12 protein-coding genes are annotated in these 17,364 nt (G+C 28.0%); 4 read left to right on the forward strand and 8 right to left on the reverse strand.

Annotated elements, in window-relative coordinates:
• Positions 1–72: 72 nt before the first annotated feature.
• From H9W90_RS07235 to H9W90_RS07245, 3 genes are read left to right on the forward strand one after another with little or no spacing between them, the layout of a single operon-like run.
• Complete coding sequence (locus tag H9W90_RS07235) at positions 73–3,162, forward strand: putative glycosyltransferase family protein (protein WP_187483768.1); 3,090 nt, start codon at positions 73–75, stop codon at positions 3,160–3,162.
• Positions 3,162–4,379, forward strand: coding sequence for a hypothetical protein (locus H9W90_RS07240; RefSeq protein WP_187483769.1), 1,218 nt, complete (start codon positions 3,162–3,164; stop codon positions 4,377–4,379). The genes H9W90_RS07235 and H9W90_RS07240 overlap by 1 nt, the downstream gene beginning before the upstream one ends.
• Positions 4,373–5,887 (forward strand): cellulase family glycosylhydrolase, encoded by a 1,515-nt coding sequence (locus H9W90_RS07245; protein ID WP_187483770.1) that lies wholly within the window; start codon positions 4,373–4,375, stop codon positions 5,885–5,887. Before H9W90_RS07240 ends, H9W90_RS07245 begins: the two co-directional genes overlap by 7 nt.
• A gap of 99 nt (positions 5,888–5,986) precedes the next feature.
• On the opposite strand, the gene H9W90_RS07250 is transcribed toward H9W90_RS07245, so the two are convergent.
• The 3 genes from H9W90_RS07250 to H9W90_RS07260 all read right to left on the reverse strand — a co-directional run bounded on the left by H9W90_RS07250 (position 5,987) and on the right by H9W90_RS07260 (position 9,050).
• Positions 5,987–7,204, reverse strand: a complete 1,218-nt coding sequence (locus H9W90_RS07250) for a glycosyltransferase (protein ID WP_187483771.1) — start codon at positions 7,202–7,204, stop codon at positions 5,987–5,989.
• A 285-nt stretch (positions 7,205–7,489) separates the two neighbouring features.
• Positions 7,490–8,746: an oligosaccharide flippase family protein gene (locus H9W90_RS07255; protein ID WP_187483772.1), complete on the reverse strand. Its 1,257-nt coding sequence runs from the start codon at positions 8,744–8,746 to the stop codon at positions 7,490–7,492.
• 25 nt (positions 8,747–8,771) lie between these two features.
• Positions 8,772–9,050 (reverse strand): hypothetical protein, encoded by a 279-nt coding sequence (locus tag H9W90_RS07260; protein ID WP_187483773.1) that lies wholly within the window; start codon positions 9,048–9,050, stop codon positions 8,772–8,774.
• Between the two features lie 187 nt (positions 9,051–9,237).
• Between H9W90_RS07260 and H9W90_RS07265 the strand changes: the two genes are divergently transcribed.
• On the forward strand, positions 9,238–11,307 hold the full coding sequence (locus tag H9W90_RS07265) for a tetratricopeptide repeat protein (protein ID WP_187483774.1): 2,070 nt from the start codon (positions 9,238–9,240) through the stop codon (positions 11,305–11,307).
• A gap of 274 nt (positions 11,308–11,581) precedes the next feature.
• Here the strand turns inward: H9W90_RS07265 and H9W90_RS07270 are convergent, their stop codons facing one another.
• The 5 genes from H9W90_RS07270 to H9W90_RS07290 all read right to left on the reverse strand — a co-directional run bounded on the left by H9W90_RS07270 (position 11,582) and on the right by H9W90_RS07290 (position 17,361).
• Complete coding sequence (locus H9W90_RS07270) at positions 11,582–14,023, reverse strand: DUF4114 domain-containing protein (RefSeq protein ID WP_187483775.1); 2,442 nt, start codon at positions 14,021–14,023, stop codon at positions 11,582–11,584.
• A 107-nt stretch (positions 14,024–14,130) separates the two neighbouring features.
• On the reverse strand, positions 14,131–14,847 hold the full coding sequence (locus tag H9W90_RS07275; protein ID WP_187483776.1) for a LytR/AlgR family response regulator transcription factor: 717 nt from the start codon (positions 14,845–14,847) through the stop codon (positions 14,131–14,133).
• A gap of 5 nt (positions 14,848–14,852) precedes the next feature.
• Complete coding sequence (locus tag H9W90_RS07280; protein WP_187483777.1) at positions 14,853–15,170, reverse strand: Hpt domain-containing protein; 318 nt, start codon at positions 15,168–15,170, stop codon at positions 14,853–14,855.
• A 2-nt stretch (positions 15,171–15,172) separates the two neighbouring features.
• Positions 15,173–16,222, reverse strand: coding sequence for a sensor histidine kinase (locus tag H9W90_RS07285; RefSeq protein ID WP_187483778.1), 1,050 nt, complete (start codon positions 16,220–16,222; stop codon positions 15,173–15,175).
• On the reverse strand, positions 16,222–17,361 hold the full coding sequence (locus H9W90_RS07290) for an FIST signal transduction protein (RefSeq protein WP_187483779.1): 1,140 nt from the start codon (positions 17,359–17,361) through the stop codon (positions 16,222–16,224). The genes H9W90_RS07285 and H9W90_RS07290 overlap by 1 nt, the downstream gene beginning before the upstream one ends.
• Between the last annotated feature and the right edge of the window lie 3 nt (positions 17,362–17,364).

Raw genomic sequence — 17,364 nt, forward strand, 5'->3', positions numbered from 1 at the left:
TATGTTAAATAAAATTTTAACCATCATATAATTCATTTATCTTTACTTTGTAGAAAATAACTCTATATAATTATGAAAGAAACCACGAATAAGCATTTAATTATTGCCCTTATATTGGGTCTTGCTTTTCATGGTACTTCTATTTTTTTCACCTTAGAAACAACTTATGATGCTTTAATTCACTTGTTTTTCGCAGATCATTATGCACATAGTTGGTTTGAACCATGGAACTTTAAATGGTATACAGGTTTTACAGTAATGAGTTACCCACCTTTGGTACATCAATCTATTGGAGCTTTATCTTTAATTGGTGGTTTAAAATTTGGTCTTTTTTCTGTTGCAATTATTAGTATTATGCTATTTATTACGGGAGTTTATCGTTTTTCTTTAATGATGACTTCTAACAGAACTGTTGCTGGTTATGCCTCAATTTTAGCTGTATTTTCGAGTTCATTTTTAGAAACACTTCATATTTTCGGGCAATTACCAAGCATTGTTGGAATTTCTGTTTTGATGCATTCTTTGCCTGAAATATATTTATGGCTAAAAACTGGTAAATATAAATTTCTTATAACTTCTCTTTCTTTAATAGCAGTAACAGTAACATCTCATCACGTAACTCCAATTTTCGGAATGATTTTCTTCATTTTTCCGTTAATTGGAATGGTAATTATGGATTTAAGTTTTGATGAAATTGGTTCATACAAAAAAATAACATTAAGTATATTTATTAAAAACTTCAAAAAACAATTCAAACGAAATTTAAGTTTTGGTTTGCTTTCTTTGGTATTAATAATTGGCTGTTTGTTGCCTTATTGGATTAATTCTAAAAACAATCCAATTACACAAGTACCAATTCCACACGGATCTAGAGATAATTTTTTAGAAATAACATCTTCTGGTTTGGTGTTTTTTATGATTCCTTGGGGAATTTTATTATTCCTTCTACCTTACTTTTTCTATCGCTATTTTAGCAAACGTTATTTGTTTTTCGGGATCTCTTTTACAATGTGTGTTATTTTAGGAACTGGTGGGACCACAGCAATTCCAAGAATAATTTTAGGTGAAAATGCATTTAATATTTTAACGTTAGACAGGTTTACATTGTGGGCTTCAATTATGGCTTTGCCTTTATTTGGAGAGTTTATTTATAGGTTTGTAGAAGGCGATTTAAAAGAATTAATTCAAGAAAAATTTGGTGCAGTTTATCACAGAATTATTGGGGGTTTGTTAGCCAGTTTATTTTTAGGAATGGTTGTTTTTACTATGAGTCTAGGATATTTTAGACCATCGCAACCGCAAAAAATTAAAATGTTGCCAATCGTAAATTTCTTAAACCAAGATGATCATGATCAATGGCGTTATTTAACATTAGGTTTTGGAGATCAAATGGCATGGCTATCTGCACAAACAAATGCAATGACAGTTGACGGAAACTACCATTCTGCAAGGCGTTTACCTGAATTAACTACAAGACCAATAGAGCGTTTAGAGAATTCTAAATTTAAAGGTGTTGCAGGAATTGGTTCCCTTCAGCAGTTTTTAACAACTCCAGAAAAATATAATTTAAAGTATATTTTTTCCAACGATAAATTTTATGATCCAATTTTATATTTCTGTGGATGGCAACGTTTGCCACAATTAGAAAACGGAATCATGGTTTGGGAACGTTTAAATGTACCACCAATTTCTTCTATTTTGCCAAAAGACGATGTTGGCACTTGGCAAAAAATATTATGGGGAACAGTTCCTTTTCTAACCCTTTTATTGGCGTTTATTTTAAACATTCAGCCCTTGTTTATAAATAGTTTGAAGACAAAAATAAAAGCTGTACCTGCATATTTTAAATTTCAAAATAATTACACCAAGTTTTCAAGCATAGTTTTAAGATCATTACATATTTGGGCTATTGTTCTTTGTATTATTTTGTCTTATGGAGCATACGTTTTTTATGTCAAAAACGATTCTCAAATTTCTCCAGAAAATGTAGTTATGGCGTATTATGATGCAGTAGATTTTAAGGAATTCGAGAAAGGTTATCAATTAATAGACCCAAAGAGTAAATTGCCAATTTCTCAATATATGTTAGAGGTTTCTGTAACTGATGGTTTGTTAAGTTCATATGCAAAATTAGATGCAATTACCACAGAAAAGAGAACAAAAACAGATAGTTTGGTTACCTTAAAAGTATTTACAGATTGGATTACACCTTTGGAAAAAATTAGTAAAATCGATTATAAAACGGCTGTAAATAGAGATGGAAAATGGTATTTAAAACCTACTAAAATAGATTCAGATTTACCACCAGACCAGCTATATTCAAACAATGTAACAGGGTATTTTAACCAAGGTAGAAGAAAAGTTACCACAGAACAAACGCATCACGAAGATGTTTTAAAGCAACCAGTTTTAGAAATTATTTCTGCAAAATTAGTACAGTTTAATAAACATTATGCAATAATTGGCGAAGTCCAAAATATAGATAATGTACCTGCAGACATTGTTTTAAAAGGAACTTTATATAATGATGAAAATAAACATTTAGCAACTTACAATGCAAAATATCACGTAAAACATAAATTGATGCCAAAGGAAGTAAGTTCTTTCAGAATTAATTTTGAAGGAATAGCTTGGTCAAAAATTCAAGATTCTATTCCTAAGACATTCAATCCAGATGAATTTACTCCAATTGAATTAGAAGAGCAACCCACAAAATTTAATTTGCAAGTTGCAGGAAACGTATCTAAATCAGACTTATACAAAGACATTGTTTTAAGTGATATTTCTATTGATGACAAAAAAATATACGGAACATTATTTAACAGTGGCTTGCAAGAAATTACAGTGCCGCAGTTAATTTTAACTTATTATGATGCTGATAAAAATTTAGTTTGGGTAGATCATTACTTTTTAAAAGAAGGTATTAGGCAACAAAGAAAACAGTATTTCGATTATGAGTTTCCACAAATCAATTCGCTTAAAATCATAAATGAAGATATGTCTGCATGTTTTGTAAATGGCTTGCCAAATAAAAATATTGCGACTAAAGTTATACCAAATCGAATCGAAAATCACACAAATAAAGAATTACAAAAAATAAAATATACAGGTTTCAGTTTCGTAAAAATTGAAATGAACGCTTATATAGGAAATCCGAATTAATGAATATAAAATACACATATCTCTTCTTTGTAAGTTGTTTTCTGTTTTTTGGAAATGTTATGAATGCTGAAATAAATCAAGATAATTCTATTGAGTTAATCACCACAAAAAAGGAATTTATAGCAGGAGAAACAATTATTTTAGAATTTAGAACAACTCAAAAAAAAACAGTTCAATTGTATTGTTCTAATAGTTATGGCACAACATTAGTAACTTCAATATTAAATAACAATAAGTTATCTTTTACAATTCCACCTCATTTTAGTTCAAAAAGAGGTGTTTTAAATTGGAAATTAATTACAGATGAAAAGGCACTTTCTGGCATTATTAAAATTAAACCAAATACAAAACCTGTTTCCTTAGAAACCTATATTGGCCCACCAAGTATTGTTGCAGGAGGAAAAGATTACACGATGTTTGTGGTAATTCCTACAGATAATCTAGACAACCCTTTACCACAAAATACAGCGGTTGCAATTCAGCAACAATTTCTATCAAAAGAAAATAAAGAAGAAATACGCACTAATAATTTAATTGCATATAAAAACATTTACTCGCCATTAAAAAGCGGAAGAATTTTATTGTCATCAGCATCTTCAAATTTAAATTCAAAAGAATATACGGTGAATATTATGCCAGCTATTGGTACTAATTTTAAGATTACCGCAGATAGAAATCATAATTATGCAGACGGAAACCAAATTACTACATTTTCTACATCTGTTATTAAAGACAGCAATAATAATATCATTAGCGATGGAAGTTTTGTAGATTTTTTTATCAAAAATAAAAAAGGAAACATTTTAAAAACAAGTGGAAAAACGATAAACGGCGTTGCTTTTGCAAAAATTATTCATCCAGAAAATGAAGATGAATGGGCTATAAAGGCATATATCAATGGAATTTCCGAAAGTGATGAAATTAAATTAACTTATAAACAGGTAATTAAAGATTTTACAATTGTATTTTCTAAAAATAATAGAAATGTAAAAGTTGGTCCACTACAAAGTTTTATGAATCAGATGATTCCTGATGGACTAAAAGTTACTTTATCAATTTATAAAAATGGAAAATTAATAGATTCAATCAAGAAAAAATCCATCGAAGGATTTGTTAATTTTGAATTAAATGCTAATATTTATCCGAATGAAACCTATGAAATAGTAATTTCTACAGCAGAAATTAACAAATCTTTTAATGCTAAAAAGCTATGGTAAAAAAAAATAAAGCTATTATTCGTGGCGTTTTAATGTTAACGTATGTCTTTATTATTTCTGTCATTTTATTTTTAGTTAGTTCTCTTTTAAACTACTTAAATACTGGTGCAGACAGAAGTAAAATGTTGCACACAGAGATAAAGAAAGAAGCACAATATTTGCCAAAAATCACTTGGAAGGAAGATGGAAATAAAGGTCGTTTTTTAGACAAACAGACTTTAAATGAAATCGAAAATGATTATGTAGATGCTTGGTACGTTAAGCAAGTTGCTTATAAAACGAATCAAAAAACAGGCATAAAAGATTACTATACAGATAGCGCTAGAAAAAATATATACAACACAATTGCTTTTAATAAAACTACCAATATTTCTTTTGAATCTACCACATTATATCACAATCCTAATATATTATTTTTTAGCGAAGACGGACAATTAATCGTTTTAGAAGACGAAAATGTTGTTGAATACAAGAAGATGTTTAAAAACGGTGTACTTGTTTTAGAAACAACAGAAAAATCGACTTATAAAGTTATTTTATTATTGGAAGATGGCTTTTGGCGCATTAGACATCTTGTTAAAGAATCAACATCCGATTTTGACAAAACAGTGAACTTCACTCCTATTTCTGATAAGAATATTAAAGGAATTAATTATTATCCGCAGAAAACACCATGGGATATGTTTGGTGATAGTTTTGATGAACAAGTAATTGCAAAAGATTTTAAAATTATAAAAAATGCTAATTTAAACACGATTCGTATTTTTATTCAATATGAAGATTTTGGAAAGGCAAATGTAAAAGAAGAGAAACTACAAAAATTACAACAAGTTTTAGATTTAGCAGAAAAGAGCAATTTAAAAGTTATTGTTACTTTATTCGACTTTTATGGAAACTACGATGTTTTAGATTGGACGTTAAATCAAAAGCACGCAGAAACAATTGTTTCTAAATTCAAAAACCATAATGCTATTTTAGCTTGGGATCTTAAAAACGAACCCAATTTAGATTTCGCTTCCAGAGGAAAAGAAACTGTGCTTGCTTGGTTAGAACATTTAATTTTTTATATAAAAAAAATTGATACAAAACACGCCATAACCATTGGATGGTCTAATGTTGAAAGTGCAGAGATTTTGAAAGATAAGATCGATTTTGTTTCATTTCATTATTATGAAGATGTCGAAAAACTGGAAACTGCATATCTTTCTTTGAAGAAAAAAATTAATGATAAACCTATCTTTTTAGGAGAATTTGGCGTTACTTCTTATGACGGTTTTTGGAAACCTTTAGGTAGTTCTGAAGAAAAACAAGCTATGTACTATAAAGAAATTCAAAAAGTACTTACTAAAAATAAAATTCCTTACTTGTCTTGGACTTTATATGATTTTGATGAAGTACCAAATAGTGTTGTTGGTAAACTACCTTGGCGTGTAAACCCACAAAAAGAATTCGGTTTTATAAACACTAAAGGAGAGAAAAAACCAGCTTTTGAGTTTATATCTAATTAGTTGAACTTAATATTTATAAATTAAAGGTTTACAAATAAAAAAATCCACAAATAAAACAGTTGTTTTACTTGTAGATTTTTATGTGAGGTTTAGTTATTTTTAAATAGTTGCTGGCTCTGTAAATATACTTTCAGATGTTTGTTTGTTATAAATAATGTTTTCAAATTCATTTAAATACATATTTGTTATTCTTTCCATAGGAAATGCCGTTGCTGCTTTATAATTTGCTTTTTCTAATTGAACTCTATATGCATCATTAGTAACAATTGCTTCAATTGCAACCGCTAAACTGTCTGTGCTTTCTGGTTGAAAAAACTCTCCTCTATAACCTTCATCTTCAACTAAAGTTGCTAAATCTCCTAAATTTGGCATTACAACTGCTTTACCATAACTACCTGCTTGATGCAGAACTCCGGAACTCCCAGTAGTAGAAGTATAAGGAAAAACAACTACTGCACTTTCTTTAAATAAAGGGGCTACTTCACATTCCTCTACATAACCAGTAAATGTTATTTGTGGTACATTTTTATATTTTTCTTGAACATTTTTTAAATATCCTGGAACGTTTGGGTTATCTGTTCCTGCAATTACAATTTCTAAATCTAAACCAGAAGTTACTCTTACTTTTTCAACCGCTTCTATCATTGCTTCTACTTTCTTGTAGGTTCCGAATTTTCCAAAAGTCATCACTTTTAAAGGTCCTTTTGGTAATTGATGAGAAGGTTTTTCTGGAATTTCGAAAGTTCCGTGTGGGATCATTTTTACATTATTAACTTTATATTTTTCTTCTAAAGTAGTTACGTATTTATCCATAGTAACAGTAACTAAATCTGCTTTTAAAATTAGTTTTGTTAAAGTGGTTCCTATAAAATTATATGCTTTTTGTAAGAATTTATTAGAAGTAAAACCAGCAGAAGCTAAATCTGTCTGCTCTAAAATATTATGCAATAAAACAATGGTAGGAATTTGTTTTATTTTGCATATTAATGGTAAAGCTAAACCTAAAGCTGCTGCCACTTTTTTATCTCCAAACTTCATAAACTGTAAATTGAACAAAACAGCGTCTGGATTTATTTGATTGATGGCTTTTGTAACATTAATAATGTTGCTATAACTATTAAACTTCCAAGATTCTTTTACAGTAATTTTACAACCATTTTCTGTAAAATGGATGTCTTTACCTTCTGGTGTTACATCCGTTAATAAGATTAATTCTGTTACTTTTTCGCTTTGTCTAAAGCTTTTTACTAAATGATATGCATATTCATTTAAAGTTACTTTACTTGGTGGATATGCAGTTACGATTGCTAATTTCATGTTGTTTGTTTTTAATTACACTACAAATTTCGCTCTAAATAAGAGGTTAAATAGGGCAAAGCAGTCGAGATACATTTAACTATAGTCTAGCGGAAAAAAGGTTTAGACAATCATTTTTTGACTTCATTTTATCGACACTAAAAATTTATTTAAGATTAAAAAATAGTCTATATGTTATGATTATAAATCAAAGAATGAATTTTGGCATATATATAAAAGTCTACAGCTGCAAATGCAGCTGTAGACTTTTATATAAAAAATAGATTTAAATAGGTTTTAAAAAAGTTAGGAAATAAAATTAAAGCCTTTTAAGTTTTTTAAAGAGAAGAAAAATAGTTGCACAAACAATAAAATACACATTGCTATAATTTGCACATGTACCACTTGTTCTAATGAATTATGAAAAAGGACAACTAATAAAATTTGTAACATTCCAAAAATACCAGAAAATACTACTGGAACGTAATTGTCTAATGATAAATAATAATATGCAAAGATATTTGAAACAGCAAAAATACCAGTTGCTAAAGCATATTTCCATAGTAATGGAGCAATTTCTAAATATCCGTCACCAAATAACATTTGAATAATCAAATTTGGAAAAAGAGCACATCCTAAAACAATTGCTATAGCTATTGCTGCAATATAACTTACATATTTTAGTAAAATTGGTACTGTTGATTTTCCTTCTTTTTTCAATTGAACTACTGCTGGTAATAATAACATTACAAACATCCAAGCAACAAAATAAACAACTCTACCAATTAATGCTAAAGAAGCATATAAACCAGCCTCGTAAGAGTTAAAGTAATGTTTTACCAAAAGTATGTCACTATTATTAATGATAATTTGGGTAAGTTCATAAAAGGCGGTAATTATAAAAAAATTACGTACCATTTTAGATTTTGTACTTTCTAGCTTAATCAACTTAGAAAAAGAGAATTTCTTTAATTTAAAAGGAAATAAACCGAATAAGAACGAACCTAAAATTCCGAAAGAAATTAATAAAGAAGAATCTATCTGGAAGAAAAATAATAACCCGAATGTAATTAACAAACGACTCATCATTTCTAATTGATAGGTTACAGACAAAGAATTCAATTCTTTTTTTCCTTGAAAAATGCCCCTATTTACGCTCATTAAAAAGTAAAACGGAACTCCAATTCCGAATACCACAAACATATTAGAGGATATTGTTTTAAAAAAATCTTGTAATTCTGATGAAAATAGTATAACTATAATTCCTAAAACAACGCCAACAATAGAAGCTTTTTTATAGGTATTTGAAATAAAAGTTTCAAAAACCGTGCCTTCGAAAATTACTGAAAATTTTGCAGTAACTAATTGAAACGTCATAGCCACAAAAGACAAGACTAATAAAAACGTGATTAGAATGGCCGCATCTGCAAATTTCTCTGGTCCTAAAATTCTACCTAAAACTAAATTGTACAGATAATTTCCGCCATTTACAAGCAAACCACTAATCATAAATAGTTGTTCTGGAGAAATTTTATTTTTTAAAGGGAGTGTAATTGCAGACATTGTTTAAGTTTTTATAAATTGTAAATTATGCTACGTTTGTTTGATTAAAATCATCGTAAATTTCTTTACAACCAAAACCAACTATTGAAAATACTTTTTGTTTCGATATTGCAACTTTAGTAAATACTCTCATTGCTTCTAAAGCACTTTTATCAATTTCTACTACTTCATCAATATTGATTACTACGCTGTTTGATACTGATAAATTTGAAGTAAAATAATTTGTAAAAGACTTTAAAGTTGATGAATTTAAGTTTCCGTTTAAATAAAATGTTCCGTTGTTTTCTGAAATTTGTAATGCCATAATTCTTATATTTATTTGTTATTGATGGTACAAATATCAGATTGTAATAAGAATTAAATTGACTACTGTCGTTGAAAAGCAATTTACTTTAGACCAAAACTTAGTCTCTTTTGTTTAGCTAAAAACAACTATTTTTAGTCGAATGATTAAATGCGATTGCTTAACTTGCAGACGTTAAATAGTTATTATGAAAATAAAGTTTATTCCATTTTTACTTCTTTTTTTTACAAGTATTATTGGCTTTTCGCAAAATATGCAAGATGGGTTTACATATTTAGAAACAGGTAAATACAAACAAGCTGAAATTTTTTTTAAAGAAATTTTAAAAGAATACCCAACCAACAAAACAGCAAGATTATGTTATGGTAGAGCTATTGGTTTAAATGGTAAATCTAAAAAAGCGGTTATTTTATTCACTGATCTTTTAGCTGATTATCCAACAGATTTTGAGGTAAAACTAAATTATGCAGAATCTTTACTTTGGGATAAAAATTACGCTGTCGCAAAAGTGTTTTATGAAAAATTACTGAAAGAGAATGACCAAAGTTTTCCTGCTCTGTTAGGTTATGCAAATACTTTATCTAATTTAAAGAAATTTGAAAATGCAATCATTTATGTAGATAAAGCTTTAGAAGTTATACCAGGAAATGCTAATGCGTTAGTTTCTAAAAAGTATATGCGTTTGGGTTTGGCAAATGATAAAGTGAATAGTCAAAATTATTTGGAAGCAGAACAAATATTGAAAGAAAATTTTACTGATTTTAAGAATGACAAAGACACTTTGCTGAATTTAGCAAACTTATATTTAATTTCTAATCAAACAGAAAAAGCAAAAGAAACTTATGAAATTATTGGTAAAAATCCAGTGGATAAATTAACTTCTTTAAATGGTATTTCTTTGTCTTATCATCTAAATGGTAATGATAAAGAAGCTTTAAAAGTTAGTAAGAGTGCTTTTGATTTAATTAATAAAAATACAGATGAAACTTTAAAACAACTAACTACAGAAAGATATATACAAGCCTTAATTTGGAATAAAAAATATCGTTTAGCTAAAGAAGAAATTAATAAATTAGTCATCAAGAATATAACTCCTGATAATTGGATCTTATCCTTGAGAGCTACACTAAACATCTATAAAAGTGATTTTAAAAAGAGTATTGCAGATTATAATCTTATCTTAAAAAAAGATAGCGCTTCTTTTGATGGGAATTTAGGGAAAGCGAATGCTTTAAAGGCTTCAGGTTATTTTAATGATGCCTATAAAAGTGCAGAAAACACTTTAGGTTTTTATAAAAAACAAAAAGATGCAACTAATTTTATCAAACAATTAGACCTATCTTTTACACCATATTTAGAGACCAAAGCTTCATATTCTTTTGACAACGGAAATAATGAGGCTTATTCGTATTCAGCAAATATTGAAGTTCCATTTACCACTAAATTTAAAGTTTTAGCGAGTTATAATTATAGAACAACAGCAAATTCAGTGAATGATATTAATGCAAATTCAAATAATTTTTTAGCCGGAATTTCTTATCAACTTTTAAACAACTTAACTTTTAAAGGAAATATAGGAGTTACTTCGTCACAAGCAGAAACCACAAATTACAATCAATTATTAGCAGATTTTTCTTTTGATATTAAGCCTTTTAAACTTCAGAATTTAGCAATAGGTTATAAACGAGAAATACAGAATTTTAATGCTGAATTGTTAGATAGAGAAATTGTTCAGAATAATTACTTGTTAAATTATAGCTTAAACACAAATTTTAAATTAGGTTGGTTTACACAATATTATTATACAACTCAAAATGATAATAATGAACGAAATTTATTATTCACATCATTGTATTATACTATTTTAGAAAAGCCTTCTTTAAAAGCTGGTATTAATTATCAAAATATATCATTTAAAAATCAAGTACCTACAATTTATTTTAGCCCAAGTAAATTTAATGCTGTAGAAGTATTTTTTAATATTATAAAAGATGAAAACGTTACGAAAAATAACGAATGGTTTTATGAGTTAACTGCTGCAACTGGTTTTCAATACATAGAAAATGATAAAAAACAAAGCACATACAGAATACAAGGTAAATTAGGTTATCGTTTTTCTGAAAGAAGTGTTTTAAATTTTTATGGCGTACAAAGTAATATTGCCTCTGCAACAGCAGCCGGTTTTACATTTACAGAAATAGGATTGCGTTTTAAATGGTATATCTTTAAGCAGCCTTTATATAAAAAACAAGATTAGTCATTCCTCTTTCAAAAAAGACATTCAATATGTCATAGAAAGACAAAAAGTAATCCTGTAATTTAACTAATTGATTCTTTCAATCTTTTCTCTTACGGAATGGATTTACTTTATAACATTGCTAATAACAAAGTAAACTCTATTTAATCTTACAATTCTATTCATTTTATTGAAATTAATTAAATTTATAGTCTTTTATAAGTGAATATTTTAAACAAAAAGAAAGGCAAAAGTTTTCACTTTTGCCTCATTTACAAACTAAATTATTAGGGAACTATTTGATAATAAAAGTACCAGAATACGATTTGTTATTATCGTCTTTTAAAATGTATTTATAAATTCCCTTTTTTAAGTTAGGTGCATTATATGTTACTTTATTTTGAGAATTATCTGTATTTACTCTTTTAAAATCTACTATTCTACCCAATAAATCATACACTTGAATTTGTATATATTCTGAATTTATTGGTAATTTTATAGTTGTTTTATTGGTAAATGGGTTTGGATAATTAATTATTTTATTATTTTCTATAGATGAAAAATTGTCAACAGCTAAAACAGTTTTTTTACTAAAAGATAATTGGTTAATAGAAATATTAAAAGGTTTGTAATTTGTGTAGTCACCAATAATAGAATATACAATTGTTTTAATATTTGTTATTTCTACTGAATTTCCTTCTGCATCTTTAAAATCATTAAAAGCAATATCAAATGATGTTTGATCTTCATTAGCAGGTATTGTATAACGAATTCTATTTTCCCAAGTTCTATCATCATCTTGCATAATAACAATTTCTACTTGTTCATTATTGGTTATTTTAAAATTTAAAAAAGAGTAATCTGTTATATCTAATGTTTGATCTCCAGGTAAAATATGTCTAAATAAATTGATATTCCCTTTTACTTCACCAGAGGCATTCGCATTTCTGTCAACTTCGTATACATCGTCTAAAAATTCTCTATCAGAAACTTCAACATTAAAATTATTTACAGTTGCAAATTCTTCTAAATAATCTAACCCCCATGGCCCGTCTGCCAAATATAATGCATCTTTCTGTTCTTCATTGTTAGTCTGTAAAGAAAAACCAATATCGAATAAAATACCTGTTTCAATAGATATTTGATCATTATAATTTCCTGTTAAAGAAAATGTGTTAGATATATCACTTCTATTTGAAACCTCTGTTTCTGCAAAATTTCCGACAAAATTTATAGATGTTTCTTCTGTTTTATTGATAATGTCTAAATTGATAACTCCATTAGAATATTTACCAGATTTTACAAATACATTTGGAACTACATTTTCTACTGGATAGCTTATCAACCCATTTTCTTCTGTATGTTTGTCTATTATATAATTAGCAATTGAAAACACTTGAGAAAATGAGCTTCCCCAAATTTGAAAATTTTGGTAATCTCCAGCTGGATACTGATCTATATTCCAAAAGCTAAACAGTTCTTTTTCTGTACTATCAATTTTAATAGAAAAACTTAAGGTATATTCAATCTCACCTCCAGGTCTTTTAATCTTTGAACTAATTATTTTATGTTCTCTTGTAATTACTGTTCGTACATCTTCTAAACTTGAGTTGTTTAAACGGTCGCAGATTACTTTAGAATGGTCGTATATTGTACCTTGTGTAGAGGTAGCCAAAACAGCAGAAACTCTATTTGTTCCTTGGTAATAATCTACCGAAAAAATTTCTGTGGCATTTGTAATTCCTAAAAGATCATCTGGACTTGAAATATTTGCTGTTTCTGTTTGATACATTCCTGTTTCTGGTAAATAATCTATTAGAGAATTTGTAGTTGTTGTTCTACTAAATTGGCTTTTTTGAAATTCTGTTTGTTGCTCTTTTTTATTGAGGTTATTACCTGCTTTTTTTCTATTAAAGTTTCTTTTTGCTATTAAATTTGCTAAATCTCCATTACTCTCTAAGCCACCATCATAAGCTGAAGTAACATTATTTGATTCATTTACATCTGCATAATTATTGGTATTAATTGCTGAATAAGGGTTTGCTGTTACATAAAAAATTGCATCATTAAAATCGTTATCGCAAGTGCTTCTATCTCTTCTAATATCTTCAAAGCCTAAAATAACTCTCTCATTTTCCGGGTCTGCCAGTAACACATTATGGTGTCTTAAATTTTCTTGCGATTCTGGATTAAAATCTGGGTTTGAATATAATTTCCATAATCCATTTCCAACAGTTTGTGCGCTTGAACTCCAAGCATTTGCTAATAGAACCCAGCCAATTCCTGTACCGGCTTCAAATGTTCCTATTTTAACTTTATCGCCAACTTGTAATCCACCACCACTTCCTAATGCAGAAACATTTGGAAAAATAATAGTGATATCTTCTGTAGATGGTGCAGTAGTTAAAGGATTATCTAAATCATAAGTATAATAGCCTAAAACATTTCTATACCCTGCTCCTTCACTTACAAAGGTTACCCACACATCTGCATTGTCCGTTAATTTGATATCAGTATCGTAACCAGAAGTTATGTATTGTGGATTATAATCTGGCACTGGGTAACTTTCTGGTAAAGAATTGCTAATCATTTCTTGTGTTTCAACTGAAACATAATCTCCTGGATTTTCTAGGTATAGTGGAGTACCATTTGAAGTAAAGTCTCCTAAATATTGGTAGTTCTGGGCTGTTAAGTTAGTAACAACTGTTGCCATTAAAATAAGTAATAATTTTTTCATGATATATAATTTATACCACAAAACTATGTACTTATTGAATTTTAATTTCTAAAATTCGGTATTTACAAGTTTAGTATAGTCGAAATGTATTACTTGTGTAGACGAAACTATAGTAAATCTAAACGTTTCATTAATTCTGGTCTTTTAGAACGACTAACAGGAATAACATCTTTCTTTATTAAAATGCTATTATCCTCAATATCAATTATTTTTTTGACATTTATAATGTAAGAACGATGCACTTTAAGGAATATTGAATCTGGTAATTTCTCTTCTATTTTTTTAAGCGTAGAATGTACAACGTAGTTTTTGTCTTCAGTTTTAATATGAATATAATCGCCTTTTGCTTCTATCAAATAAATACTTGGCAAGTCAATTTTTATTAAACGTCTATCTATATTAACATAAAAGTCATTAATAGTTTCTATGGCATTATTATCTGTACTTAAATTATCATTAGAAATTACTGTAGACTGATGTCTTTCTGCTTTTAGAATTGCTTTTTCAAATCTCGATAATTCAACTGGTTTTAGTAAATAATCTACAATAAAATCATATTCAAAAGCTTCAATTGCAAATTTAGGATCTGAAGTTGTAAGTATTATTTTGGGTGGGTTTTTTAAGGTTTTAATAAAATCTAAACCATTAAAATCTGGCATATGAATATCTAAAAAAATAAGATCTATCTCATTAGAATTCAAGAATTTAATTGCTTGCATTGCATTTGAAAACTCATCTACAATATTTAAAGATTTTACTTGATCACAAAGGGTTTTAAGAATAACCCTAGCCATTTTTTCATCATCAACAATAATACAATTCATAGTGCTTAAATAGTTTCTATGTATCTTGAAATTGCTATTAAAATTTCTTCAAAATCTTCGAAACCAACTAAACTTTTTTCTCGAAGATTATGTTCAAACTTATTAGCCTTTTCATAACTTTTCTCAAGTCCTAAAATACTAATTTTATGCTTAAGTCGATGAACATTCTCTTCAATTTTTTTATATTTTTTTTCTTTTAAACTTTTATAGTAATCTTCTTTTTCTTCTGGGAACTCACTTTTTATAACATCAATGAGTATTTTTCTTACAGATTCATCTCCTCTTGCTAACTCATCAACATAACTTAAATTTGGCTTTTCCATGCTTATTTTTTTATAGTAAAATAGAATATAGATCCCTTATCTACTTCGGATTCAATCCATATTTCTCCTTGATATACCTCTACAATTTTCTTTGCTATTGACAATCCAATTCCTACGGATTTATAATCGTTTTCTAATTTTTGAAAAGCAATAAATATTTTCTCTAAATACTGATTATCAATACCTTTACCATTATCTTTTACATAAAATTGCCAGAATTCGTTTTTATCTTCAAAACCAATTTCTATAAAGCCTATACTCTTATCATTAAACTTAACTGCATTGCTTATCAAGTTGGAAAATAGTTTTTTTAATCGAAATTGATCTCCTTCTATTGTTGGCAATTTATTATTAAAGATAACTTCAATACGATTAGGGATTTTCAATTCAAGAAGTGTATTTTTAACCAATTCATTTAAATCAATTTGATATAAATCTTTCACAGCATTACCAATTGTAGAATATTCTAAAATACCTTTTACCAAGGTATCCATTTTTTCTACATTATCTTTAATTAATTCTAAATTCTCTTTTCCTGTATCATCTAAAACACTCGAATAATCTTCTTTTATCCAAGTTGTTAATGCATCTATACTTTGCAAAGGCGATTTTAAATCATGAGAAACCATATGCGTATAATCATTCAATTCTTGGTTCTGACGTTCTAAATTTTGTAAAAGTATATCTCTCTGTTTATTTATTTTAATGATTTTCTTTGACTGTCTGTCAATAAAATCGACTAATTCTAAAGAATCTAAATCTGTATTTTCAATCGTATTTTTAGTTTCTAAATCATATGATTTTAAAGTATTGATAACTTCTTTTAATTTAACGATTACTTCTTTTTGAGAGTTAGAATCTTTTTCAAGTTTTTGGTTAGCATGAAAAAGTTCTTCAGAACTAATTGCTGTTGCTCTTTGTAACATGGCAAATTGTTCATCAGAAGTATCATAAGACCTATTAATAGCATCTAAAAAAAGATTTAAATCTGTATTAGATTGTAGTTCTTTTGGTAAATATTTTCTTATTTGTCTTTTTAAAAGAGAGTTCATTATTCGCTAATTAATGTAACTGTCATGGTTTGGTTATGTAGTTGACAACTACTTTCTCCAATAAAAGGAGCAATTTCTCCGTAAGAATATAAACCTGTAATTGTAGTGTCTTTTCCTAAGACCTCTATTACCTCTTCTACTTCTTCTTCTACTCTTTGATCTAAAACTAATTTTCTACCAATACAACTCACTAAAATGGCTAATTCTGATTTCTTCTTTCTAAATTCTGCTGCATTTATAGCTGCTTTTTCTGCTGCATTTACTATATTATCTACATTTGTCATCATTAGCTGAACTTTTGAATTCTCAAAAATATCTCCAGCTAAAATCATAGAATTATCTTCTTCATTAATATTTAAAATAGTTCTTACAATTGATTGTTTTTCGTTTGTAGATTTTACTTTTAAAGGATACAATAAAGCAGCTCCAGGTAATTCTTTAGATTTATTACCTAAATAGGTCTTGTATAAATCTAACGCTGGCTTTCCATCTAATTCATATAAAACGTTTCCTTTAGATTTGGTTACAATTCTTTCTGGACCAAAAGGAGTCCAACCTCCATTTATAGAAAATGAAACTTCCAACGTTTCTCCATACAAACCAATTGCCACTAATTCTCCAGGTTTTGGGCTTTCATTATAGGAAGAAATAGTTTTTTCAAATCGGGCATCGTCACCACATAAAGCTCCAGTAATCAACAAATTATCATCTGTTGCAGCATTCATTCCTTTTGCTAATTGGCTTCCATTTACAAAACTTCCTTCAGAAACAACAAAAACGTATTTTAAACCTTCTTGTGGAAACTGGCTAATTAAATTATTACCTTTTTCAAAACTATTTAAATCTGTTGAAGCATCTAATACATTGGTAGTTTTTATTAAAAAATTACTTTTTTCAAATTCTATGGCTGTAATAGTTATACTATTTTCATCTATAGATTCTGATGAAATATCTCCACAAGAAGAACCGAATACTATGTGCCCATCTTTAAACATATTTCTAATTTCTGTAAACAAATTAGGATCTTCTAACATTAATCTGTTCCCAAAAACCAATATCAAAGGATTTTTTAAGGATAATTTTTTACTTAAGTATTGCCAATCTTTATTTTTTACTTTCTTTAGTTGTACCGTTTTCATTTT

Origin of the sequence: Polaribacter pectinis, assembly GCF_014352875.1 — a bacterium.
Taxonomy (GTDB): domain Bacteria; phylum Bacteroidota; class Bacteroidia; order Flavobacteriales; family Flavobacteriaceae; genus Polaribacter; species Polaribacter pectinis.